16 protein-coding genes and 1 rRNA gene are annotated in these 19,520 nt (G+C 44.0%); 14 read left to right on the plus strand and 3 right to left on the minus strand.

The genetic code is table 11. From position 1 onward, the window contains the following. Positions 1-54 precede the first annotated feature (54 nt). The 12 genes from ACM1ND_RS12320 to ACM1ND_RS12375 all read left to right on the plus strand — a co-directional run bounded on the left by ACM1ND_RS12320 (position 55) and on the right by ACM1ND_RS12375 (position 11,932). Positions 55-2,082 (plus strand): S9 family peptidase, encoded by a 2,028-nt coding sequence (locus ACM1ND_RS12320; RefSeq protein ID WP_418027819.1) that lies wholly within the window; start codon positions 55-57, stop codon positions 2,080-2,082. Between the two features lie 112 nt (positions 2,083-2,194). Then, positions 2,195-3,298: a hypothetical protein gene (locus ACM1ND_RS12325; protein ID WP_023988544.1), complete on the plus strand. Its 1,104-nt coding sequence runs from the start codon at positions 2,195-2,197 to the stop codon at positions 3,296-3,298. Positions 3,299-3,475: 177 nt separating this feature from the next. Further along, positions 3,476-5,065, plus strand: a complete 1,590-nt coding sequence (locus tag ACM1ND_RS12330; RefSeq protein WP_418027821.1) for an acyl-CoA synthetase — start codon at positions 3,476-3,478, stop codon at positions 5,063-5,065. 47 nt (positions 5,066-5,112) lie between these two features. After that, positions 5,113-6,345, plus strand: a complete 1,233-nt coding sequence (locus ACM1ND_RS12335) for an aminopeptidase (RefSeq protein ID WP_418027823.1) — start codon at positions 5,113-5,115, stop codon at positions 6,343-6,345. A 230-nt stretch (positions 6,346-6,575) separates the two neighbouring features. After that, complete coding sequence (locus ACM1ND_RS12340; RefSeq protein ID WP_023988547.1) at positions 6,576-7,166, plus strand: TetR/AcrR family transcriptional regulator; 591 nt, start codon at positions 6,576-6,578, stop codon at positions 7,164-7,166. Between the two features lie 18 nt (positions 7,167-7,184). Further along, on the plus strand, positions 7,185-7,811 hold the full coding sequence (locus ACM1ND_RS12345; protein ID WP_023988548.1) for an HXXEE domain-containing protein: 627 nt from the start codon (positions 7,185-7,187) through the stop codon (positions 7,809-7,811). Positions 7,812-7,931: 120 nt separating this feature from the next. Further along, positions 7,932-8,627, plus strand: coding sequence for a DUF4309 domain-containing protein (locus tag ACM1ND_RS12350; RefSeq protein ID WP_076295945.1), 696 nt, complete (start codon positions 7,932-7,934; stop codon positions 8,625-8,627). A 150-nt stretch (positions 8,628-8,777) separates the two neighbouring features. Continuing rightward, the gene (locus ACM1ND_RS12355) at positions 8,778-9,305 is read left to right on the plus strand and encodes a TetR/AcrR family transcriptional regulator (protein ID WP_028541323.1); all 528 of its coding nucleotides are present in this window, start codon (positions 8,778-8,780) and stop codon (positions 9,303-9,305) included. Positions 9,306-9,518: 213 nt separating this feature from the next. Continuing rightward, positions 9,519-10,109 carry a sulfurtransferase TusA family protein gene (locus ACM1ND_RS12360; protein WP_023988551.1) on the plus strand — a complete coding sequence of 197 codons (591 nt, stop codon included), beginning with the start codon at positions 9,519-9,521 and terminating at the stop codon, positions 10,107-10,109. Then, entirely contained in the window at positions 10,106-10,621 is a 516-nt protein-coding gene (locus ACM1ND_RS12365) for a DsrE/DsrF/DrsH-like family protein (protein WP_049828400.1), read from the plus strand. The genes ACM1ND_RS12360 and ACM1ND_RS12365 overlap by 4 nt, the downstream gene beginning before the upstream one ends. Positions 10,622-10,697: 76 nt before the next feature. Next, complete coding sequence (locus ACM1ND_RS12370; protein WP_013310304.1) at positions 10,698-10,964, plus strand: metal-sensitive transcriptional regulator; 267 nt, start codon at positions 10,698-10,700, stop codon at positions 10,962-10,964. A 287-nt stretch (positions 10,965-11,251) separates the two neighbouring features. Further along, the gene (locus tag ACM1ND_RS12375; RefSeq protein ID WP_068939434.1) at positions 11,252-11,932 is read left to right on the plus strand and encodes a YetF domain-containing protein; all 681 of its coding nucleotides are present in this window, start codon (positions 11,252-11,254) and stop codon (positions 11,930-11,932) included. Positions 11,933-12,045: 113 nt separating this feature from the next. On the opposite strand, the gene ACM1ND_RS12380 is transcribed toward ACM1ND_RS12375, so the two are convergent. The 3 genes from ACM1ND_RS12380 to ACM1ND_RS12390 are packed head-to-tail and all read right to left on the minus strand — an operon-like array spanning position 12,046 to position 16,016. Next, on the minus strand, positions 12,046-13,152 hold the full coding sequence (locus tag ACM1ND_RS12380; protein WP_053325413.1) for a GerAB/ArcD/ProY family transporter: 1,107 nt from the start codon (positions 13,150-13,152) through the stop codon (positions 12,046-12,048). Between the two features lie 32 nt (positions 13,153-13,184). Beyond that, positions 13,185-14,387 (minus strand): Ger(x)C family spore germination protein, encoded by a 1,203-nt coding sequence (locus ACM1ND_RS12385; protein ID WP_023988555.1) that lies wholly within the window; start codon positions 14,385-14,387, stop codon positions 13,185-13,187. Positions 14,388-14,396: 9 nt separating this feature from the next. After that, positions 14,397-16,016 carry a spore germination protein gene (locus ACM1ND_RS12390; RefSeq protein WP_023988556.1) on the minus strand — a complete coding sequence of 540 codons (1,620 nt, stop codon included), beginning with the start codon at positions 16,014-16,016 and terminating at the stop codon, positions 14,397-14,399. Between the two features lie 235 nt (positions 16,017-16,251). On the opposite strand from ACM1ND_RS12390, the gene ACM1ND_RS12395 reads away from it, so the two are divergent. Both ACM1ND_RS12395 and ACM1ND_RS12400 read left to right on the plus strand, forming a co-directional pair. Beyond that, positions 16,252-17,412, plus strand: coding sequence for a trans-sulfuration enzyme family protein (locus ACM1ND_RS12395; protein ID WP_023988557.1), 1,161 nt, complete (start codon positions 16,252-16,254; stop codon positions 17,410-17,412). 463 nt (positions 17,413-17,875) lie between these two features. Continuing rightward, positions 17,876-19,431 (plus strand): 16S ribosomal RNA (locus tag ACM1ND_RS12400). Positions 19,432-19,520: the final 89 nt, after the last annotated feature.

Consider the following 19,520-nt stretch of genomic DNA (forward strand, 5'->3'; position numbering starts at 1 on the left):
GGATTAATTAAAATTTAAAGATGTGGAATCTAATGATATAAAGGAGGAATTTTTTTGAGCGACTCACAATCTAGTACGACCAAGCGCTGTATAACAGCCGAGGATTTATATCGACTTCACTGGGTTAGCGATCCAGCTATTCATCCTATTAGTGGTGAAATCGCTTACGTAGAACAGTATATTAATAAAGAGTGGACAGATTATAACTCAGGAATTTGGCTATTATCGTCCGAAGGCGCTAGCGCATTACCCTTTACATACGGACCGAAAGATGAAACGCCTGTCTGGTCACCAGATGGATCACAACTAGCTTTTCTCCGTACAACAGACGGCAAGCGCCAGGTGTGGATTATTCCAGAACGCGGAGGGGAGGCACGACAGCTTACACACGTAGAGAACAATGTTCGTTCATTAGCCTGGTCTCCTGATGGGACTTGCATATCGTTTGTAGCTAAAACGGCCGAGAACCCGTCAAGCCCTACATCCGATGGAGGAACTCAGGAGGCACAACTTAAGGGACGAGTCGTTAATCGAACGAAAGCTAAATCCGACGGATATGGACTGTGGGATGATACTCGTGATCACTTGTATGTAACTGATGTGACTTCGGGGCACACAGTTCAACTGACTTCCGGCGCTTATGATGTGGCGGAGCCTGTGTGGTCACCGGATGGTCAACGTATTTTATTCGTCGCCAGAATAGCAGAGCATTCGAAAGAGGATACGGATTTACGTAAGCAGAATGATTTGTTTACGATAGCTCCTGCAACTTCAAATGGTGATGCAGCAGCACCGCTTAAGCTGACCCATTCTGAACTGCACATCGAGAGTGCTGCTTATTCTCCTGACGGTTCAACGATTGCCTTTTACGGTCATGATCGACATGCCAAAGGCGCTACTCAGACCCGACTGTACACGGTTCCTTCCAGTGGGGGGACGGCAGTATGCGTTAGTGAGACGCTTGACGCTCACCTCGGTAATGCGGGTATGAGCGACATGCGTTCACATCTTCATGTAGGACCACCACGCTTCAGTGCGGACGGCCAATCTCTGTATACGCTGGTTACCCATGAAGGAAATGTGCACGTATATCAGTTTGCGCTTGATAGGACTTTTAAAATTTTAACCCAAGGAGAGCGGGAAATTTACCAATTCGAGCTTACTTCGGATGAGCAGCATATCATTGCCGCCTCCACCGATGTAGCTTTACCAGGTGATTTATTCCAGATTGCGATTCATTCAGGAACTGAGGAACGGCTGACACGAGTGAATGATTCTCTGCTTGATGAGATTGAGATCAGTGTGCCTGAGAGCTTCTGGACTGAGGTTGAGGATGGACGACGGGTGCAGGGATGGGTGATGAAGCCTGCTGGGTTTAAGGAGGGGGTATCCTATCCTGCTATTTTGGAGATTCACGGTGGTCCTCATGCCATGTATTCCAATTCTTTTTTTCATGAATTTCAGTTGCTGGCCGCTCAGGGGTATACAGTCATCTACACGAATCCGGGAGGAAGCCGAGGGTATGGACAGTCTTTCACCAATGTCGTCCTTGGAGATTACGGCGGACGCGATTACACCGATCTGCTGAGCGCAGTGGACGAGGCTATACGTCAATTTCCATTCATTCATCCGGAAAGGCTGGGTGTAACAGGAGGCAGCTATGGTGGCTTTATGACAAACTGGATTGTCGGCCATACCGATCGTTTCCGCGCAGCTGTGACCCAGCGCTCCATATCTAACTGGCTGTCCATGTATGGAGTGAGTGACATAGGGTACTCGTTTACTGAAGATGAAGTCGGCGGGAATCCGTGGGAGGATTGCGAGCTTTTGTGGAGGCAATCTCCGCTGGCTTATGTGCAGCAAATCAACACACCGCTGCTCATATTACACGGGGAGCAGGATCTGCGATGTCCTATAGAGCAGGGAGAGCAGCTGTTTACAGCATTACGTCGCTTGGGGAAACCTACGCAATTTGTCCGTTTTCCAGCTTCAAGTCACGAGCTTTCACGAAAAGGGCACCCGCAGCTTCGTGTGGAACGACTGCAACGTATTACCAATTGGTTTGCCCAACACGAATTATAAGTAAATCGATTTCTTGTATTAATGTAAAAATGTCAGGTCCTAACCATAGGACTTGGCATTTTTAGTATGCCTTGCTACAATTCTCTCAACCTCATACAAAAGGAGATATATAATGGCCGAGCCCTTAAAAAATATGTACACGGAGAATTTTCTTCAACTATTCGGTGAAAAAGTACAGTCTGCGTACAGGCCGTTCGATACCAACGGATTCATCCATCAAGTGATGGATGAAAAATGGGATGAACTGGAGCTAAAAGAACGAATACGACGTATTTCGTTAACATTAGGGGCATTTTTGCCCAGTAAATATGAAGAAGCTCTGGATATTCTTTTTGCTATAGACGAGCATTGCAGTGGTTTTCCATACTTGTTTTTCCCCGATTTTGTGGAGGTGTATGGGCAGGGAGAAGAGCATTGGGAACTGTCCATGAAGGCACTGGAGCGATTCACCTCTAAGTCCTCTGCGGAGTTCGCCGTGAGACCCTTCCTTCTGCGTGAACCGGAACGGATGATGCGGCAGATGACGACCTGGGCCGGACAACAAAGTGAACACGTCCGCCGACTTGCCAGCGAAGGCTGTCGTCCACGGCTACCCTGGGGACAGGCGTTGCCTGTGTTTAAACGCGATCCTGCTCCAGTATTGGCCGTATTGGAACTACTGAAGGCCGATCCCTCACTGTATGTACGTAAAAGTGTAGCCAACAACCTGAACGATATTGCCAAGGATCATCCTGATGTGGTCATTGCCACGGCTCAACGGTGGAAAGGAACACATCCTGACACCGACTGGATTGTGCGTCATGGCTGTCGGACCCTGATTCGCAAATCCATCCCCGAAGTGATGGCAATGTTCGGCTATGCGGATGAAACAGACGGGGCGCCGTTAGTCACGGGAGCCTCTTTCACCACAGACCCTGCCATGCTAAAGCTTGGTGATAGCTGTGAGTTGAGCTACGCGCTTCAGCTTCGTGAAGGTGACCCGGTACGAGTCCGCATCGAGTACGGCATCGACTTTGTGAAGGCGAGAGGACAAGTCTCACGTAAACTGTTTTTGCTATCTGACAAAACGGTCCCTGGAGGAACCCATCTTACAGGTACACGGACACACCGTTTTGCAGACCTGACAACTCGTCGCCATTATGCGGGAGCGCACCGGATTGCACTGCTCGTAAACGGTCAGGAAGCGGCTTCTACAGTGGTAGAACTCCAGTTGTAAATCACGATAGTAGTGAAGAAAAAGAGCCTGTAATTAGGCTCTTTCTTTTTGTCGTTCGCTTTACCAAATTTATTTTTTTCCAAAAAAATGATTCTGGTATTAGAACCTGGTACTAAGACGTGTTATACTACAGTAAGAAAGTGGATCTCATCTTATGTATAAAGGGGAAGGTATAATTTGACAGATCAACAACAATGGCTTGCGCCTGAATATTACAATATGACTTCGGAAATGGAACACCATGATGCTGGTAAAACCGCACTCAAGTGGCTGAGTGAGACAGGAGAATACGAAGAAATCACCTATGGAGAGCTGTTGAAAAAGGCTAATCGACTGGCTGGAGGACTCGCAAATCTGGGATTTAACAAAGGTGACAGAGTTCTGGTCGTAGTACCACGGCGTATTATTGCGTATGTAATTTATCTGGCCTGCTTGAAACTTGGGCTTGCTGTCATTCCATCTTCAGAAATGCTACGTGCCAAGGATATTGCATTTCGTCTTCGCCATTCAGAAGCGCGCGCAGTCATTGCCTGGACCGGAGTAATAAGCGAAGTGGACAAAATAAATGATGATTTGCCTGCTCTGGATTATCGCATCGTGGTCTCCGGGGACGACACGGCAGATGTATCTGGCTGGCTCGTGCTGAATGAGCTGATGGATGGACAGGAAGATACTTTTGAAGCTGTGAAGACGCACCGTGACGACATGGCCATTCTGGCCTATACTTCCGGCACCACAGGAAATCCTAAAGGTGTTGTACATAGCCATGGCTGGGGATATGCTCATCTGCGGATAACATCACCATGGTTGGATATTCAAGCTTCAGATATAGTATGGGCTACAGCTGCACCGGGATGGCAAAAGTGGATTTGGAGTCCGTTTTTATCCGTACTAGGAAATGGAGCGACCGGATTCGTATATAATGGTCCGTTTCGTCCAGGTCGGTATTTGCAGTTTATGCAGCAGTATGGAATCCAAGTGTTGTGCTGTACGCCGACAGAATATCGGATTATGGCGAAAACGGATGGTTTGGATCAATATGATCTATCCCAATTGCGCAGCGCAGTTTCTGCGGGAGAGCCTCTCAATCAGGAGGTCATTAACAAGTTTCAGGAGCAATTCAACATTACGATTCGTGACGGCTATGGTCAAACGGAGAGCACATTAATTATTGGTAATTTAAAGGATGCACCTCTGCGTACAGGCTCGATGGGCAAATCCATTGCACCGGGACTCGTTGAGGTCGTAGACGAGGATGGCATTCCGCTGGCTCCGGGGCAAGTGGGAGATATTGCAGTGCGTGCCGATCTGCCGGCATTATTCCATACGTATTACCATGATCCAGAACGCAAATTAGCTAGTGTCCACGGAGATTATTTTGTTACGGGAGACCGGGCTCGCAAAGACGAGGATGGATATTTCTGGTTCGAAGGACGTGGTGATGATATCATTATCAGTTCTGGCTATACTATTGGTCCTTTTGAAGTAGAGGAAGCGCTTATGAAGCATGACTCCGTGCAGGAATGTGCTGCCGTAGCCAGCCCTGACGAAATCCGTGGACATGTTGTAAAGGCTTTTGTCGTACTCAAAGCTGGGGTAGAAGGATCACCGGCGTTAGTGAAGGAACTGCAACATCATGTGAAAACATGGACGGCGCCTTATAAATATCCACGAAAAATAGAGTTTATTCAAGAGCTTCCTAAAACTAGCTCGGGCAAAATACGAAGAGTGGAGCTGCGTGAACTGGAGAAGCAATCCGTACTGTAGTGATGAAATCATTCAATATAATCAAAACGGAACAGGAGCGTGGAAAAATGAGTACGTTTGAATCATTGTTGGAGCAATACGCAGAACTGGTCGTAAGAGTAGGGGTTAACATTCAGCCCGGACAGGTGTTTTTGGTAACTGCACCACTGGAAACTGTTGAGTTTACACGCCTGATTGTCAGCAAAGCCTATGAAGCAGGCGCTAAATATGTACAGGTAGAGTTCGAGGATGATTCCATTACACGTAGTCGTTTTGAACATGGTGACGAAGCCAGCTTTGATTACTACCCTACTTGGAAGGCAGAAATGATGGAGAAATTTGCCGAAGAGGGTGGAGCCACACTAACGATTAAAGTGCCGAACCCGGATTTATATCAAGGCATTGATCCACAAAAGGTATCTCGTGCGACTAAGGCGGCAGCTACGGCGAGAGAAGGTTTTTCCAAATATACCCGAAATCATAAAATTAGCTGGTGTTTGATTAAAGCGCCGACGAAGGCTTGGGCCGATAAAGTATTTGCAGATGTAGCAGAAGAGGATCGTATACGTGTCATGTGGGATACAATCTTCCAAATGAACCGTGTAGATGGCTCTGATCCTATTCAGAATTGGCAGAAACATTTGAAAAACCTTGAACAGGTACAAGACAAGCTGAATCATAAAAAGTATAAAAGCCTCCATTATCGTGCACCAGGAACAGATTTGAGAATTGAACTGGCTGACGGGCATATTTGGCGCAGCGGTGGTGGTGAGAACGAACGCGGAGATTACTTTGTCGCGAATATGCCGACAGAAGAAGTGTTCACGATGCCTAAACGTACAGGTGTAAATGGTCATGTCACAAGTACCATGCCACTCAATTTAAATGGACAACTGGTGGATCGCATAACGTTTACCTTTAAGGACGGTAAAGTCACTGAATATACAGCAGAATCCGGCGAGCAGCATTTGACTCATTTGCTCACTACGGATGAAGGGGCCAGCTATTTGGGAGAAGTTGCACTGGTGCCGCACGATTCACCGATTTCCAATCTCAATCGCATTTTTTACAATACAGGTATCGACGAAAATGCCTCCTGCCACTTGGCTCTAGGCAGTGCGTATCCATTTAATATGGAAAATGGGACACAAATGAACCGGGAGGAGCTGCTCCAGAACGGTGCCAATGTCAGCCTGACTCATGTGGACTTCATGATCGGCTCAGCTGAACTGGATATTGACGGCGAATTGCAAGACGGAAGCAAAGAAGCCGTGTTCCGCAAAGGAAATTGGGCTATTTAGGCCTTTTTTCAATCTCCATTCAATCGACCCGCAAACGATCTCATTCGTTATGCGGGTTTTTCTATTCCCTAAATCTCAAATTGCTCCTTGTTTTGTGAAATATAAAGTGCTAAACTGAGTTCAAACAGTAATTTAAACAACGTTTTAATTATTGTTTGAAAAGTCATTTACATAAAATCGTCCCATTTCATTCATCCGTTATGATGGGACGAAACAGGAGGAGGAAAAACATGAATCACCCAGACAAAAAACAACAAACCAAAGAAAAAATCTTAGACGCTACACTGGAATTTATTCAAAAGGAAGGTTTTGAAGCGGTTACAATCAGAAAAATTGCCGACCTATCTGCTACTAATATTTCTTTAGTTAATTATTATTTTGGCTCCAAGGAAAATCTGCTCAGTGAAGCTATTGAAGTGATATTAAATGGCTTTCAGCACACCTTTTCTATTTTGGACAATACAGCGATGCCCCCCCAAGATAGACTGAAACAATTTTTACTTAACTATCTACAGGTCATTCGTCAATATCCAGAGCTTCTTTCGCGAATTATTGCCATGGGCAGCACGCCCTTTACATCTCAACAGGAATACGGAAGGTTTTTAAACATCATGGGATTTCCAAAGGTTCAGAGCACGATCAAGGAGCTGACAGGTGAGCAACAGCCGGAGCGCTTGTTAGCGATGATGCTGCAAATATTTGGAGCTATTTTTCTGCCTGCACTGATGAGTCCGATTCTTGAATCAGGGGCAGTTGTGGAAATACCTTCAATAGAGGAACAATTAAATCTGCTGTTCGAAAGATATTTTGATCAAAAATAAATCATAGGGGTGACTAATATGAATTTTTTAAGAAAATATTGGCAAGATGCAGGGGCTATAATCGGTGTGGTTGTATGTATTGTTTTACTTATGAATCCAGCTATCCTTTCGGATATAACAGGCATGTTATGGTTGAGTTTTGTAGCTATATTATTTCATCAATTTGAGGAGTACCGCTGGCCTGGATATTTTGCTGGTTTATTTAACAATGTTATGTTTAAAAGTGATACACCGGATCATTACCCCTTAAACACTCAATCAGCGATGATTATCAATGTGGCAATTGCCTACGTGTTTTATCTGCTCCCCGTATGGTTCCCGCAAGTAGTCTGGCTTGGACTCGCACCAATTTTTATGGGATTCTTTCAGGTCGTTTGGCACGGTATCGTTGTCAATATTAAAGCAAAAACCTTATATAATCCTGGCTTGTTTACGGCACTTCTCCTGCATGTTCCAGTCGGAATCTGGTATATTCATGAAATAGTACAGCGAGACATCCCAACGGCAATAGACTGGATTGCGGGTACGATCTACTTTGTTTTTGCTGTATACATCTTCATCATTAAAGGGAATATATGGTTGAAGAAGAGTGACTCTCCTTACTCCTTTTCTAAACAACAGCTGGGAGCTTACGGTCGTAAATAGGGTATGTTAGAAAATCATCAATGTCCTTGTTTACAAGTTGGATACAAGTAGAGGTATTCTGGAAACGAGGTTCGGTTACACTTGCTTTGTACCCATGAACAAGGAAAGAGTGATCTTATAATGAAGCATACACATCAATCTCATGATCGTAAAAAGTTGGCTTGCAAGCTAATCACCACTAGTGCTTTCTTGGCTATAGGTTTTGCTGTGATGACAGGATGCAGCAATAGCGGGGAAGCAAAATCAACTGCTCCTACTAAAGCAGAAACAGTCACACCACCTGCTAGTTCTACAGATCAAAACACGGATCCCAATACTAATGGGCAAGGCTCAACCTCTACCCATCAAGAACCTGCCAGTAGTACAGCTTCATCTCACAGTAAACACAGCTCCGCAGCCGCTATATTCAGCGCAGCCAAGCAGGGGACCTTACCGAATTTGCCTAAAGGTCTTGGCTTGGGAACTAGCAGCGATCTGTTATTTGAGCTGTGGGGGAAATCCGAGTCAGGTTCTACAGGTCCTATGAGAAGCTACGCTAAGTATCATACAGACATCGTGCTGGATGGAAGCGATAAAGTTACAGAAATCACATCTTCCGATCCAGACTATAAGAAGTTGCTTATCAAACAAGTTGTTGACGAATTGGGCCAACCTACGGAAACCGTTGACACCTCTAGAGACATACCTGACACAGCAGAAGCTAATTATACGATCAATAACACATCAGGACTTAGTTATTATTTAGTATTTTCCTATCAAACCAAAACGCAAAAGGTCAATTATATCCGATTATATTTTAACTCTAAGACGCCATAATTGGATGTATATAACAGAGTCGTTTCCGTCAGAATTGCGGAGGCGACTTTGTTCAAACTCATTGCATTTTTAGGTTATGTCGTTTATACTGATTTGTAATTGATTAATCACTAATCAGAAAACTGTGCTAAATTAAAGGATGAAAAAAATATGGCTAAAGCTACGTCAACATCTATAAATCGCCAAAAGGAAATCATATCTGCTGCCATTGAAGTGTTTGCAGAGATGGGCTACTACCGAGCTACAACAGCCAAAGTTGCGGAACGGGCCAATATTTCTCAGCCCTATGTCTTTCGTTTTTTCGCTACCAAGGAAGCGTTGCTTGTTGAAGCCTTGAAGGTTTCATTTGCACGTATCATAGACTCTTTTCACAGAGTTATTCATTCGGCCTCATCTGAACAGCTCGAGCAAGAGCTAATTGCAGCCTATTCGCAAATTATGATGGAATACCGCAATGAAACACTTTTGCAAATGCAGGCGCAGACGATCCGCGAGGATGAGGTTGTAAGCGTGATGCAGCAAGGATTCCGTGAAATTCATACGACGGTTTATGATGCTTTCCGACGGGCAGGTATTGAACAAGCAATGGAAAGAACGATGCTTTTTCTCGCCAGAGGTATGCTGTGTAATATTTCGATGTCGCTGGATCTACCAGAACTGATGAAAAAAGACGATTAATTTTGGTTTATGTATTAGAGTCGCGTTTTTGCGCGGCTTTTTTTGCTTTTAATTTTATTTTGTTCAAGACATGATTTCATTTGCTTCTGAGAAAAAACGGCCAAATAAGTTGACAAAAGAAGCGAGTCTCGTTATTCTAATACCCATAGGGGTATATGTATAAAGAAATTTAACTAAACTAAGTCCCCTCAAAAAACAGGCGGAGGTTATAGAATGTCATCAACTAACAATATCCAAGCAGATCATATTCTTGATTGCAAAGGGCTAGCTTGTCCTATGCCTATTGTAAAAACAAAAAAGGCTATGAATGAGCTCGTTCCCGGAAAGATTATAGAGGTTCAGGCGACTGACAAAGGTTCATTAGCCGATTTTCAGAGCTGGGCTAAAAACACCGGACATCAATATTTGGGCACCCTCCAAGAAGGAGATGTAATGCGACATTATTTACGAAAAGCAAATCCGGCTGAAGTGAAGAAGGAGCAAATATTTTCTTCTACGATAAGCCATGAAGAGCTACAAGCAAAATGTTCTGGAAAAGAGAACTTCATTTTGCTTGATGTTCGTGAACCCGCTGAATTTGCGCTTAAACATATCCCTGGATCTAAGCACATCCCTCTTGGCGAACTGGAGAACAGACTTTCTGAGCTGAACTTGGAAGAAGAGATCGCAGTGATTTGCCAAGCTGGAGCACGCAGTGAAATGGCTTGTCAGTTCTTAGTTTCCAAAGGCGCTAAAAAAGTCAAATCTGTGCTTTCAGGCATATCCGAATGGGCTGGAGAAACTAAGGGAAGCGAATCCATATGAGTACGACAGCAGGAATTTATACAAATAATCAAGAACATGTTCAGTCCAAAACAACGATTGTATTATTCAGCGGGGAGCTGGATAAGGCGATTGCTGCATTCATTATTGCGAATGGAGCGGCAGCATATGATCATGAAGTAACTATTTTCTTTACTTTTTGGGGGCTAAATACGCTGCGCAAGGATGAAATCGTGAGCACCAATAAGGGAATGCTCGAAAAAGCCTTTGGCTGGATCATGCCTCGTGGACCCAAAAAGCTTGCACTATCCAAAATGAATTTTGCCGGACTCGGTCCACAGATGATCAAGCATGTCATGAAAAAGCACAATGCGCTTTCCTTGCCGCAGCTTATAGAGTTGGCACGAGAGCAGGGGATCAAGCTCGTCGCCTGTACCATGACCATGGATTTGTTAGGACTGCAGCAAGAAGAGCTAATCGACGGTTTGGAATATGCTGGAGTAGCCGCCTACTTGGGGGATGCTTCGCAGGGGAAGGTGAATCTATTTATTTAGGGTATCCTATTTATTTTTTTGGTTTATAATATACCTATACGTGTATATGGTAAGTCAAAAAAGGAGTGCATTACTTATGGATTACAATTACAGTGATGAACTGAAAACGCGCCTGAGGAGGATTGAGGGACAGGTACGTGGGGTACTTCGTTTAATGGATGAAGGTAAATCGTGCAAAGACGTCGTTAGCCAGTTATCTGCCGTACGTAACGCATCAGATAAAGCGATTGCCCAAATTGTAGCAGAGAATCTGCAACGATGTATATTGGAAGAGCAAGAGGCAGGAGGAGACACGGATAAGCTGGTTAAAGAAGCGATTCAGCTTCTTGTGAAAAGTAGATAATCATGTCTCCAGAGTCCATGCTAGCGGGCAATGATGTTACTATGTACAAAATTACGGGAGCTGGCATACTGCCTTTACCCAGCCACATATATTGGACGTTGTTAAGAAGTTTTTTGATAAACATCTGAGAGATTAAGATTATATACTAGCCATAATTAAAGTTCGCTGCCTCTAGTTGGTAGCGGGCTTTTTTAATCGGACATTTTAGGAATAACCCTCTGTTTATGCTGAGGTAGACAGGTGTAAATAACACATAAGGAAAACAACTTCTTCCGGGAGGCCTATTTATGGAGGTATTTGTTACGATTGGTGTCAAATTGATCATCAGCTTTTTTGGCTTGTGGATCATTACTTTTATTACAGGTCGAAAAACACTCAGTCAGTTAACACCACTCGATTTCCTAACATCATTGGTGTTAAGCGAAATTGTGGGAAATACGTTATATGACGATAAGGTGACCATTGGGCAGCTTTTGTTTGCATTGGCACTATGGTGCGCGCTGGCCTACTTTTTTGAAAAGGCGACGACCCGTTTTGTGAAATTTGGATATATGGCAGAAGGTCGAACAGTGCTTCTCGTGGATAAGGGCCAGGTCAATCAAGAGATGCTTGAAAAATATGATATAGAATTTACCCAGCTGCTCTCCATGCTACGCCAGCAAAATATTTTTTCTCTTCGTGAGGTCTGGTACGCCACGTTAGAAACGAATGGTTCATTGTCAGTCATGCGCAAACCCGAATACGAGCCACCCGCCGCTCAGGATATGGGAATAGATGCACAGCCTGATCTTTTTTCTGTTACAGTCATTGATAAAGGAAAACTCCTGAACGAATCTATGCGTGGGAAGTCAATCGATATTGAAGAGATTAAAGTAAAGGTGCGCGAGCAGGGATATGATAGTATCGACGAAATCGCCTACGCAGAGTTTAGCGAGGATGGAACACTTCACATCGTGCCGATGAAATAGAAAAAGCATCATAAAATTTGAATGATAGGCTACTACAGTTCTGCGCTTCTTACCGTGTATGGTGTAGCTACTGAGATAGAGGCAGAACTTTGGGGTATTGAACTACCATCTTCTCATGAAGAGGACTGTTTATTTGTCTTTTTTCTTCTTTTAATAATAATAACTGTAAACAGAAACAAAGGGAGTACAATCTGAAAAATAGGGAACCAAGTATTAATTACAATTTTTCGACCGATTACCATGTGATGAGTAAAGTTAGGGGACAAAGAAGAAAGCCCATAAATAAGTGCTGCAAGGGGGAAAATCCACTTTTTAAATCCGACTCCAGTTATTTTTTCAAGTCCTATCACGGCGCCATTAAAAAATAAGGACATTTTGATGATCAATCCAAGAAAAAGAAGCAAGGTGAAAAGGGCATCCATTCGTTCGAACACATCCGCCAATTCAATCAACTGAACGGCTTCCAACAGAGGAAGTGTACTATCTACGGCGATCTTAGGTCCGAGAACAAAAATATTCAATTGATTGATAAATATCAGAGAAAGGGCGGTAATACTATAGGCAAAGATCACAGTTTTTGTGAGATTCCGGTCTTTATGTACAAGCGGATAAAATACAAGAAATAATACAATCTGTCCGAATGGAAAGGAGATAAGCTCAGGAATAGCGGCTTTAAAAATGGGTTTCCATCCTTCCTCTAGAATCGGAAGAGAATTTTCAAAGTGAAAGAGACCGGTTGCCGGAATTAGTATAGTAATTATAGTATATCCAAGTACAAAAAAAGGGAAAAGGAATAAGGAAAATAGGAACAATACTTTGTATCCGTAACGAATCGTATTGGATACAACCATGATTGTGATCAACATGATGAGCCACAAGGGGGTTTGGCGTAGCAAAGCCAGGACTGTCACCTCGCCTAAATCGCGTAAGCTCCGAGAAGCTTCATATGTGAAGTACATCACAAAAAGCAGGTTAATCGTTGTACCCACATATTTTCCTATGTAACGGCGAAACAACATGAACAAATCTAATTCAGGGTCTTGATGATGGATAGCAAGATGGAGCATTAACAGAAGTAGTCCTGCTAAGGCGCCTATCAACATGACTAACCAAGCATCTTGCTTTGCTTCAGCTCCCATTAAAAACAAAGTTGTACTTCCAACTTCAAACAAAGACATACAAATGATCAGCTCTGATACTCGGATTGAATTTTGACGCATTGCTTCAATTCACCTCTGCCTGTTTATTCCATTCATTTCAATAGCTCGTTAAAAGACTCTCCAAATAATCCTGGACGTGCAAGTTTCATTTTTACATTTATTTTTATATCCATGTTTGCTAACTCCTTAGGCCACGTTTCCTTTATTTTTTTCCAGTCTTTTGGGTTCTTCTGATGAATTTTATTCCCAATACCAATAAGGTCGATATTATTTTGCTGTAAGGCTTTCCAGCCTTCCCGGATTTGCAACTCGATAATTTCTGCTGCTTGCTTCTGCAATTGGTCTATACTTTGCATATTTTTCATTTCTCTTTGCGAAGAGGCTGACAAAAGATCTCCGGTAGTTTTAACGTCAACGTTTAGGTAAAAATGATTTAAGTTCTTTATTGGCGTAATCTTAACCTTGGCCTTCCGGATGAGGAAAGCAGCCGTAGCATTCCCATCCACATAGTTTATAGTGGTGTTTTTAATCTGGTTGTTTAACCATGAAACCCCTATACTTTCCTTTTCATTTAGGTGTCCGACTCTCTTGTCTTTCCGGAAAATGCTTAGGCCCGACAACTTAAGTTTACTTTTAGCGGATGTTTCTTTGAACACATCAACAGAATCTAGTTTCTCCGGCTCGGAGCCCTCAAGAGATATTTCTGGAACTCCGGCTGCACCACTATCGGAGCTAATTTTCGAAATAAATTCATACATAGATACGGATGGATAAATCGATCCATATCTTCTGTTTTTTTCTATAATATTTTCTAAAGCTTGACCGGGAATTTTCTCTGGTGGTACAAGCTTTTTTAAATAATCACGAGCCTCTCCGTTGGCAATAAATACTTTTACAGTTTCCCGTGAATCAAGGTTACGGAGGTAAATATCAATAATTTCTTCAATGCCTTGTTCTGCTGCTTTTTTTCCAATAACGATTACATTATTTTGAGCAAAATACAATTTACGTGGGTATTCCAGACTACTCTTCGTAACGGTCTCTCTTAGTGTTTTTCCATGTGTAGAAAAAGTATGTACAGCGCTTTGCGATGCCCCCGTGGAAGAACCACCTGAGCCAGTCGTCATAGCTGATGGAATGATGATTTGATAAGTATTGATCCAGTCGCCTTGATGTCCATCAATTCCAGTTGCTGTTGTGATGCCTAATTCATTCAATTCTGTTCGATCCACGCACCCTGTAAGTAATAATCCTGCAATACACAGAACGTAACTAACTCTAAATTGGCTCACCATTGATCTCTCCTATTTTTCGGTATCAGACTTGTCATCATTTCTAATTTCATCTGAAATGGCAGGGTATTGGTGAGTTGCCTGTCTGGTTTTGTTGGAAGCTGATTTTCCATTTGGTCTTGTTTTCATAGCCCACCACGGTACTCTAATGACAAGATCCTTCATATTGGACTTAAAGGAGGGGCTGTAGGGCATAAAATAATCAACTCCAAATGATTTGAGTGATACAAGATGAACTAAAAGGGGGATAAGCGCTATCAGAATACCGAATAAGCCCAGAGCCCCCGCTATTAGCATAAGAGCAAACCGCAACAATCGGACTGCTGAAGCCAAGGTGACATATGGGATCACAAAGTTCGATATAGCTGTGAAGGCAACAACGATTACCATTGCACCTGAGACCAGTCCGGCTTGCACCGCTGCCTGCCCGATAACTAGAGCTCCTACGATGGAAACGGCTGGCCCGATGACCCTAGGCATTCGCACACCGGCTTCACGAATTACTTCAAACATCAATTCCATCATTAATGCTTCCAATAATGCGGGAAAAGGAGTTCCTTCCCGTTGAGCCATCAGTGTAATTAACAGCGTGGTAGGGATCATTTCCTGTTGAAAAGTCGTCAGGGCTATAAATAGAGAAGGGAGCAACAAAGTGATTAAAAAAGATACCACACGAAGAGCCCTTAAAAAAGATGAAATGTCATATCTCTGGTAGTAGTCTTCAGCCGTCTGAAAGAAATTAAAGAAGGTTACAGGTGCAATCAGAGCAAATGGCGTCCCATCAATCAGAACAGCTACTTGTCCGTCTAAAAGGCTTCCTGCGACTGTATCCGGACGCTCTGAGTTCAGCATGGTGGGAAAGAGACTAAGTGGTTCATCCTGTATGAATTCTTCTATGTAGCCACTTTCAAGTATACTGTCTGTATCAATGGATTGAAGCCGTTTAGTAATTTCATGCACGACTTCTGGATTAGCGACACCTTCAATGTAAGCTAATATAACTTTAGTTTGTGTATATCGCCCAATAATATGACTTTCAAACTTAAGGTCAGGTGTCCGCAATTTTCTTCTAATCAGTGTGATGTTGGTTGAGACATCCTCCGTAAATCCTTCTTTAGGACCCCGAACTACGGTTTGAGTACTGGGTTCCTGAATAGCTCGTCTTACTCCGCCGGCGATGGAAACTGTCAGGGCATATGTACTTCCATCGATAGCAATGACAGCATTACCGGAGAGGATGGATTGATAAATTTCATTTTGCGAGTGTATCATTTGAATATTTCCTGACGGGATTGTTCTCTTTATTAGCGAAACTGCGGTATTTTCTTCAAGCTTAAAAGAAGCTGCGAAGACCGGCTCTGTAATTAAGCCCTCCATTAAATCGGAAAGCAAGTTTTGGTCAATCAGCCCCTCGATATAACAAACGGCGAGATGTCCAGCATGGACAGGACTTTCGGAAAAATCACGAATGATAAAATCAGAGCTTTGTCCGAGTTTTAATTTTAGTATTGATAGAGTATGTGCTAATGATGGATTTATGGGTTCTGAAGAGGCCTGCTGTTTAGATTTTTCGATATCCTGTGTGTACCTTTTTCCAGGTTTCAGAACATTTCTAATCCAACGTGTCAACACAAGTGAACCCCCTCTTTATTGATAAAGCATATCTTTGCCCTGCACCCCAAAAATATACGCTATTTTTATGAATTGGATATTTAGTGAAAGACATTTGGAAGCCTCATAATTATCCGAATTTCGCAAATCAACCAGCATAGGGTCTAGAAGAGTTTGACGTATAGAATATTTGAGTCCCGGATTGAGGAGACTACCTCTTATAGGTTTGAAATTTTTTAGAAAGTGGTGATCAGGTTTGAGTTTCTCGGATGATCAGCTTATCTGTCTCCGATTTGAGGACGAACTAGGGTATTTTGCTAAGGCTGCTGCTCCTCCTATTTATGAGACTGCTCCATTTTTCTTTGATACTTACGAAGATTATGCTGAAGCGGCTAATAATGAAAAGGAGCATTATGTCTATTCGAGGGGAACCAATCCTACCGTTCAGATTGCAGAGCAAATGATTGCTGCGCTGGAAGGTGGGGCGGATTGCAAGTGCTTTGCTTCCGGAATGGCTGCTATCAGTGCCTCTCTAATGTGTAGCTTATCCGCAGGGGACCATCTGATTCTGGTCGGACACATATATGAAACCTCCGTCAGCCTAGCCCAATATTTAAAGAGGTTCCATATAGACTATACAATCGTACATTCGACTTCTACGGAAGCAGTTGCTGATGCCATCAAATCGCAGACCCGTGCTATTCTTATGGAGTCTCCTACCTCATTCACATTCGATATGGTAAATATTCAGGAGGTAACTTGGCTTTCCAAAGCAAAGGGTATACGTACAATCATAGATAATTCATGGGCTACACCCCTTTTCCAAAAACCATTGGAATGGGGCGTAGATATCGTTGTTCACTCCGCATCCAAGTACTTGGGTGGTCATAATGATTTAATTGCAGGGGCAGTGATCGCTTCTAAAGAGATAATAAACCGTATGTATGCTGAAGAGTATGAGTTGATTGGCGGCTCGTTAGCTCCTTTTGAAGCCTGGCTACTCATTCGGGGTCTAAGAACACTTCCGCTCCGTATGGAAGCCCATCAAAGGAATGCTCTGTTGGTTGCTCGTTTTCTATCAGATCATCCGTCCATTTCCAAAGTGAATCATCCCGGACTTCCTTCTCATCCACAACATAAGCTGGCATGTAGACAGCTCAAAGGGTATGCTGGATTATTCAGTTTTGAACTAAAGGATTCGACTTATGAGGATATATGTAGAGTGATCAATAAACTGCGACTGATCCGGATCGGTGTATCTTGGGGGTCTATGGAGAGCCAGGTGATCTCACCAAACTACGGCTTCAATAAGCAGAGTCTAAAAAAACAACACATGCCTGAATCGCTTATCCGCCTGGCTGTAGGGCATGAGCCTGCTGAACTTTTGATACAGGATTTGGCTACAGCTTTAAGCTAAGCGAACATTTCAGTATTTTATCTAAAAAAGCGAAAGCAGCGGCTCCTCCAATACATAAAGAGCACCTGCTTTTCTGATTTATGACGTTTATACCTGATCAACTTTGCAGTTTAAGTAGGAGATAAGAGAGCATTGGTTGCTCCAGGTAAATTACCGTGTGTTGGAGTGTTTTAATAAAAACTACAACGTGTAGAAATACAAATTAGCAAACTGGGAAATATTACAACTTGCCTGATAGGTATACACGTGATAAATTATATATCCAGCCAGTTAAACGGCTGTTGATTTGATCTTTGAAAACTGAACAACGAGTGAGTACGGATTTTGTTTACAAAATCCAACGCTGAAATTTTGGTACATGCCATCGGGCTGTATAAAATGGAAGCAAACAAGAGATATTTTTATCTCGTCAGTTTCAAAATGAGCTTATCGCTCTTTTCTATAGACCAACTTCGGTTGGTCTTTAATGGAGAGTTTGATCCTGGCTCAGGACGAACGCTGGCGGCGTGCCTAATACATGCAAGTCGAGCGGGGTTGTTTAGAAGCTTGCTTCTAAACAACCTAGCGGCGGACGGGTGAGTAACACGTAGGCAACCTGCCCACAAGACAGGGATAACTACCGGAAACGGTAGCTAATACCCGATACATCCTTTTCCTGCATGGGAGAAGGAGGAAAGACGGAGCAATCTGTCACTTGTGGATGGGCCTGCGGCGCATTAGCTAGTTGGTGGGGTAAAGGCCTACCAAGGCGACGATGCGTAGCCGACCTGAGAGGGTGATCGGCCACACTGGGACTGAGACACGGCCCAGACTCCTACGGGAGGCAGCAGTAGGGAATCTTCCGCAATGGGCGAAAGCCTGACGGAGCAACGCCGCGTGAGTGATGAAGGTTTTCGGATCGTAAAGCTCTGTTGCCAGGGAAGAACGTCTTGTAGAGTAACTGCTACAAGAGTGACGGTACCTGAGAAGAAAGCCCCGGCTAACTACGTGCCAGCAGCCGCGGTAATACGTAGGGGGCAAGCGTTGTCCGGAATTATTGGGCGTAAAGCGCGCGCAGGCGGCTCTTTAAGTCTGGTGTTTAATCCCGAGGCTCAACTTCGGGTCGCACTGGAAACTGGGGAGCTTGAGTGCAGAAGAGGAGAGTGGAATTCCACGTGTAGCGGTGAAATGCGTAGATATGTGGAGGAACACCAGTGGCGAAGGCGACTCTCTGGGCTGTAACTGACGCTGAGGCGCGAAAGCGTGGGGAGCAAACAGGATTAGATACCCTGGTAGTCCACGCCGTAAACGATGAATGCTAGGTGTTAGGGGTTTCGATACCCTTGGTGCCGAAGTTAACACATTAAGCATTCCGCCTGGGGAGTACGGTCGCAAGACTGAAACTCAAAGGAATTGACGGGGACCCGCACAAGCAGTGGAGTATGTGGTTTAATTCGAAGCAACGCGAAGAACCTTACCAGGTCTTGACATCCCTCTGACCGGTCTAGAGATAGGCCTTTCCTTCGGGACAGAGGAGACAGGTGGTGCATGGTTGTCGTCAGCTCGTGTCGTGAGATGTTGGGTTAAGTCCCGCAACGAGCGCAACCCTTATGCTTAGTTGCCAGCAGGTCAAGCTGGGCACTCTAAGCAGACTGCCGGTGACAAACCGGAGGAAGGTGGGGATGACGTCAAATCATCATGCCCCTTATGACCTGGGCTACACACGTACTACAATGGCCGGTACAACGGGAAGCGAAATCGCGAGGTGGAGCCAATCCTAGAAAAGCCGGTCTCAGTTCGGATTGTAGGCTGCAACTCGCCTACATGAAGTCGGAATTGCTAGTAATCGCGGATCAGCATGCCGCGGTGAATACGTTCCCGGGTCTTGTACACACCGCCCGTCACACCACGAGAGTTTACAACACCCGAAGTCGGTGGGGTAACCCGTAAGGGAGCCAGCCGCCGAAGGTGGGGTAGATGATTGGGGTGAAGTCGTAACAAGGTAGCCGTATCGGAAGGTGCGGCTGGATCACCTCCTTTCTATGGAGAATCGTTTCCTGCAATGGAAACATTCAAATAAGTAGGTACAATGTACCTGCGACCGGATATTCAATTCGGTTCATCACGTT

The organism is Paenibacillus sp. JJ1722, assembly GCF_048282685.1.
Classification (GTDB): Bacteria; Bacillota; Bacilli; order Paenibacillales; family Paenibacillaceae; genus Paenibacillus; species Paenibacillus polymyxa_B.

What these genes read in the sequence shown, in the direction of transcription:
- ACM1ND_RS12335 (WP_418027823.1), top strand. Translation starts at nt 5,113, where the DNA reads ATGAGTACGTTTGAATCATTGTTGGAGCAATACGCAGAACTGGTCGTA.
- ACM1ND_RS12380 (WP_053325413.1), bottom strand. Translation starts at nt 13,152, where the DNA reads ATGCGTCAAAATTCAATCCGAGTATCAGAGCTGATCATTTGTATGTCT.
- ACM1ND_RS12345 (WP_023988548.1), top strand. Translation starts at nt 7,185, where the DNA reads ATGAATTTTTTAAGAAAATATTGGCAAGATGCAGGGGCTATAATCGGT.
- ACM1ND_RS12370 (WP_013310304.1), top strand. Translation starts at nt 10,698, where the DNA reads ATGGATTACAATTACAGTGATGAACTGAAAACGCGCCTGAGGAGGATT.
- ACM1ND_RS12365 (WP_049828400.1), top strand. Translation starts at nt 10,106, where the DNA reads ATGAGTACGACAGCAGGAATTTATACAAATAATCAAGAACATGTTCAG.
- ACM1ND_RS12355 (WP_028541323.1), top strand. Translation starts at nt 8,778, where the DNA reads ATGGCTAAAGCTACGTCAACATCTATAAATCGCCAAAAGGAAATCATA.
- ACM1ND_RS12360 (WP_023988551.1), top strand. Translation starts at nt 9,519, where the DNA reads ATGTCATCAACTAACAATATCCAAGCAGATCATATTCTTGATTGCAAA.
- ACM1ND_RS12375 (WP_068939434.1), top strand. Translation starts at nt 11,252, where the DNA reads ATGGAGGTATTTGTTACGATTGGTGTCAAATTGATCATCAGCTTTTTT.
- ACM1ND_RS12325 (WP_023988544.1), top strand. Translation starts at nt 2,195, where the DNA reads ATGGCCGAGCCCTTAAAAAATATGTACACGGAGAATTTTCTTCAACTA.
- ACM1ND_RS12385 (WP_023988555.1), bottom strand. Translation starts at nt 14,387, where the DNA reads ATGGTGAGCCAATTTAGAGTTAGTTACGTTCTGTGTATTGCAGGATTA.
- ACM1ND_RS12340 (WP_023988547.1), top strand. Translation starts at nt 6,576, where the DNA reads ATGAATCACCCAGACAAAAAACAACAAACCAAAGAAAAAATCTTAGAC.
- ACM1ND_RS12350 (WP_076295945.1), top strand. Translation starts at nt 7,932, where the DNA reads ATGAAGCATACACATCAATCTCATGATCGTAAAAAGTTGGCTTGCAAG.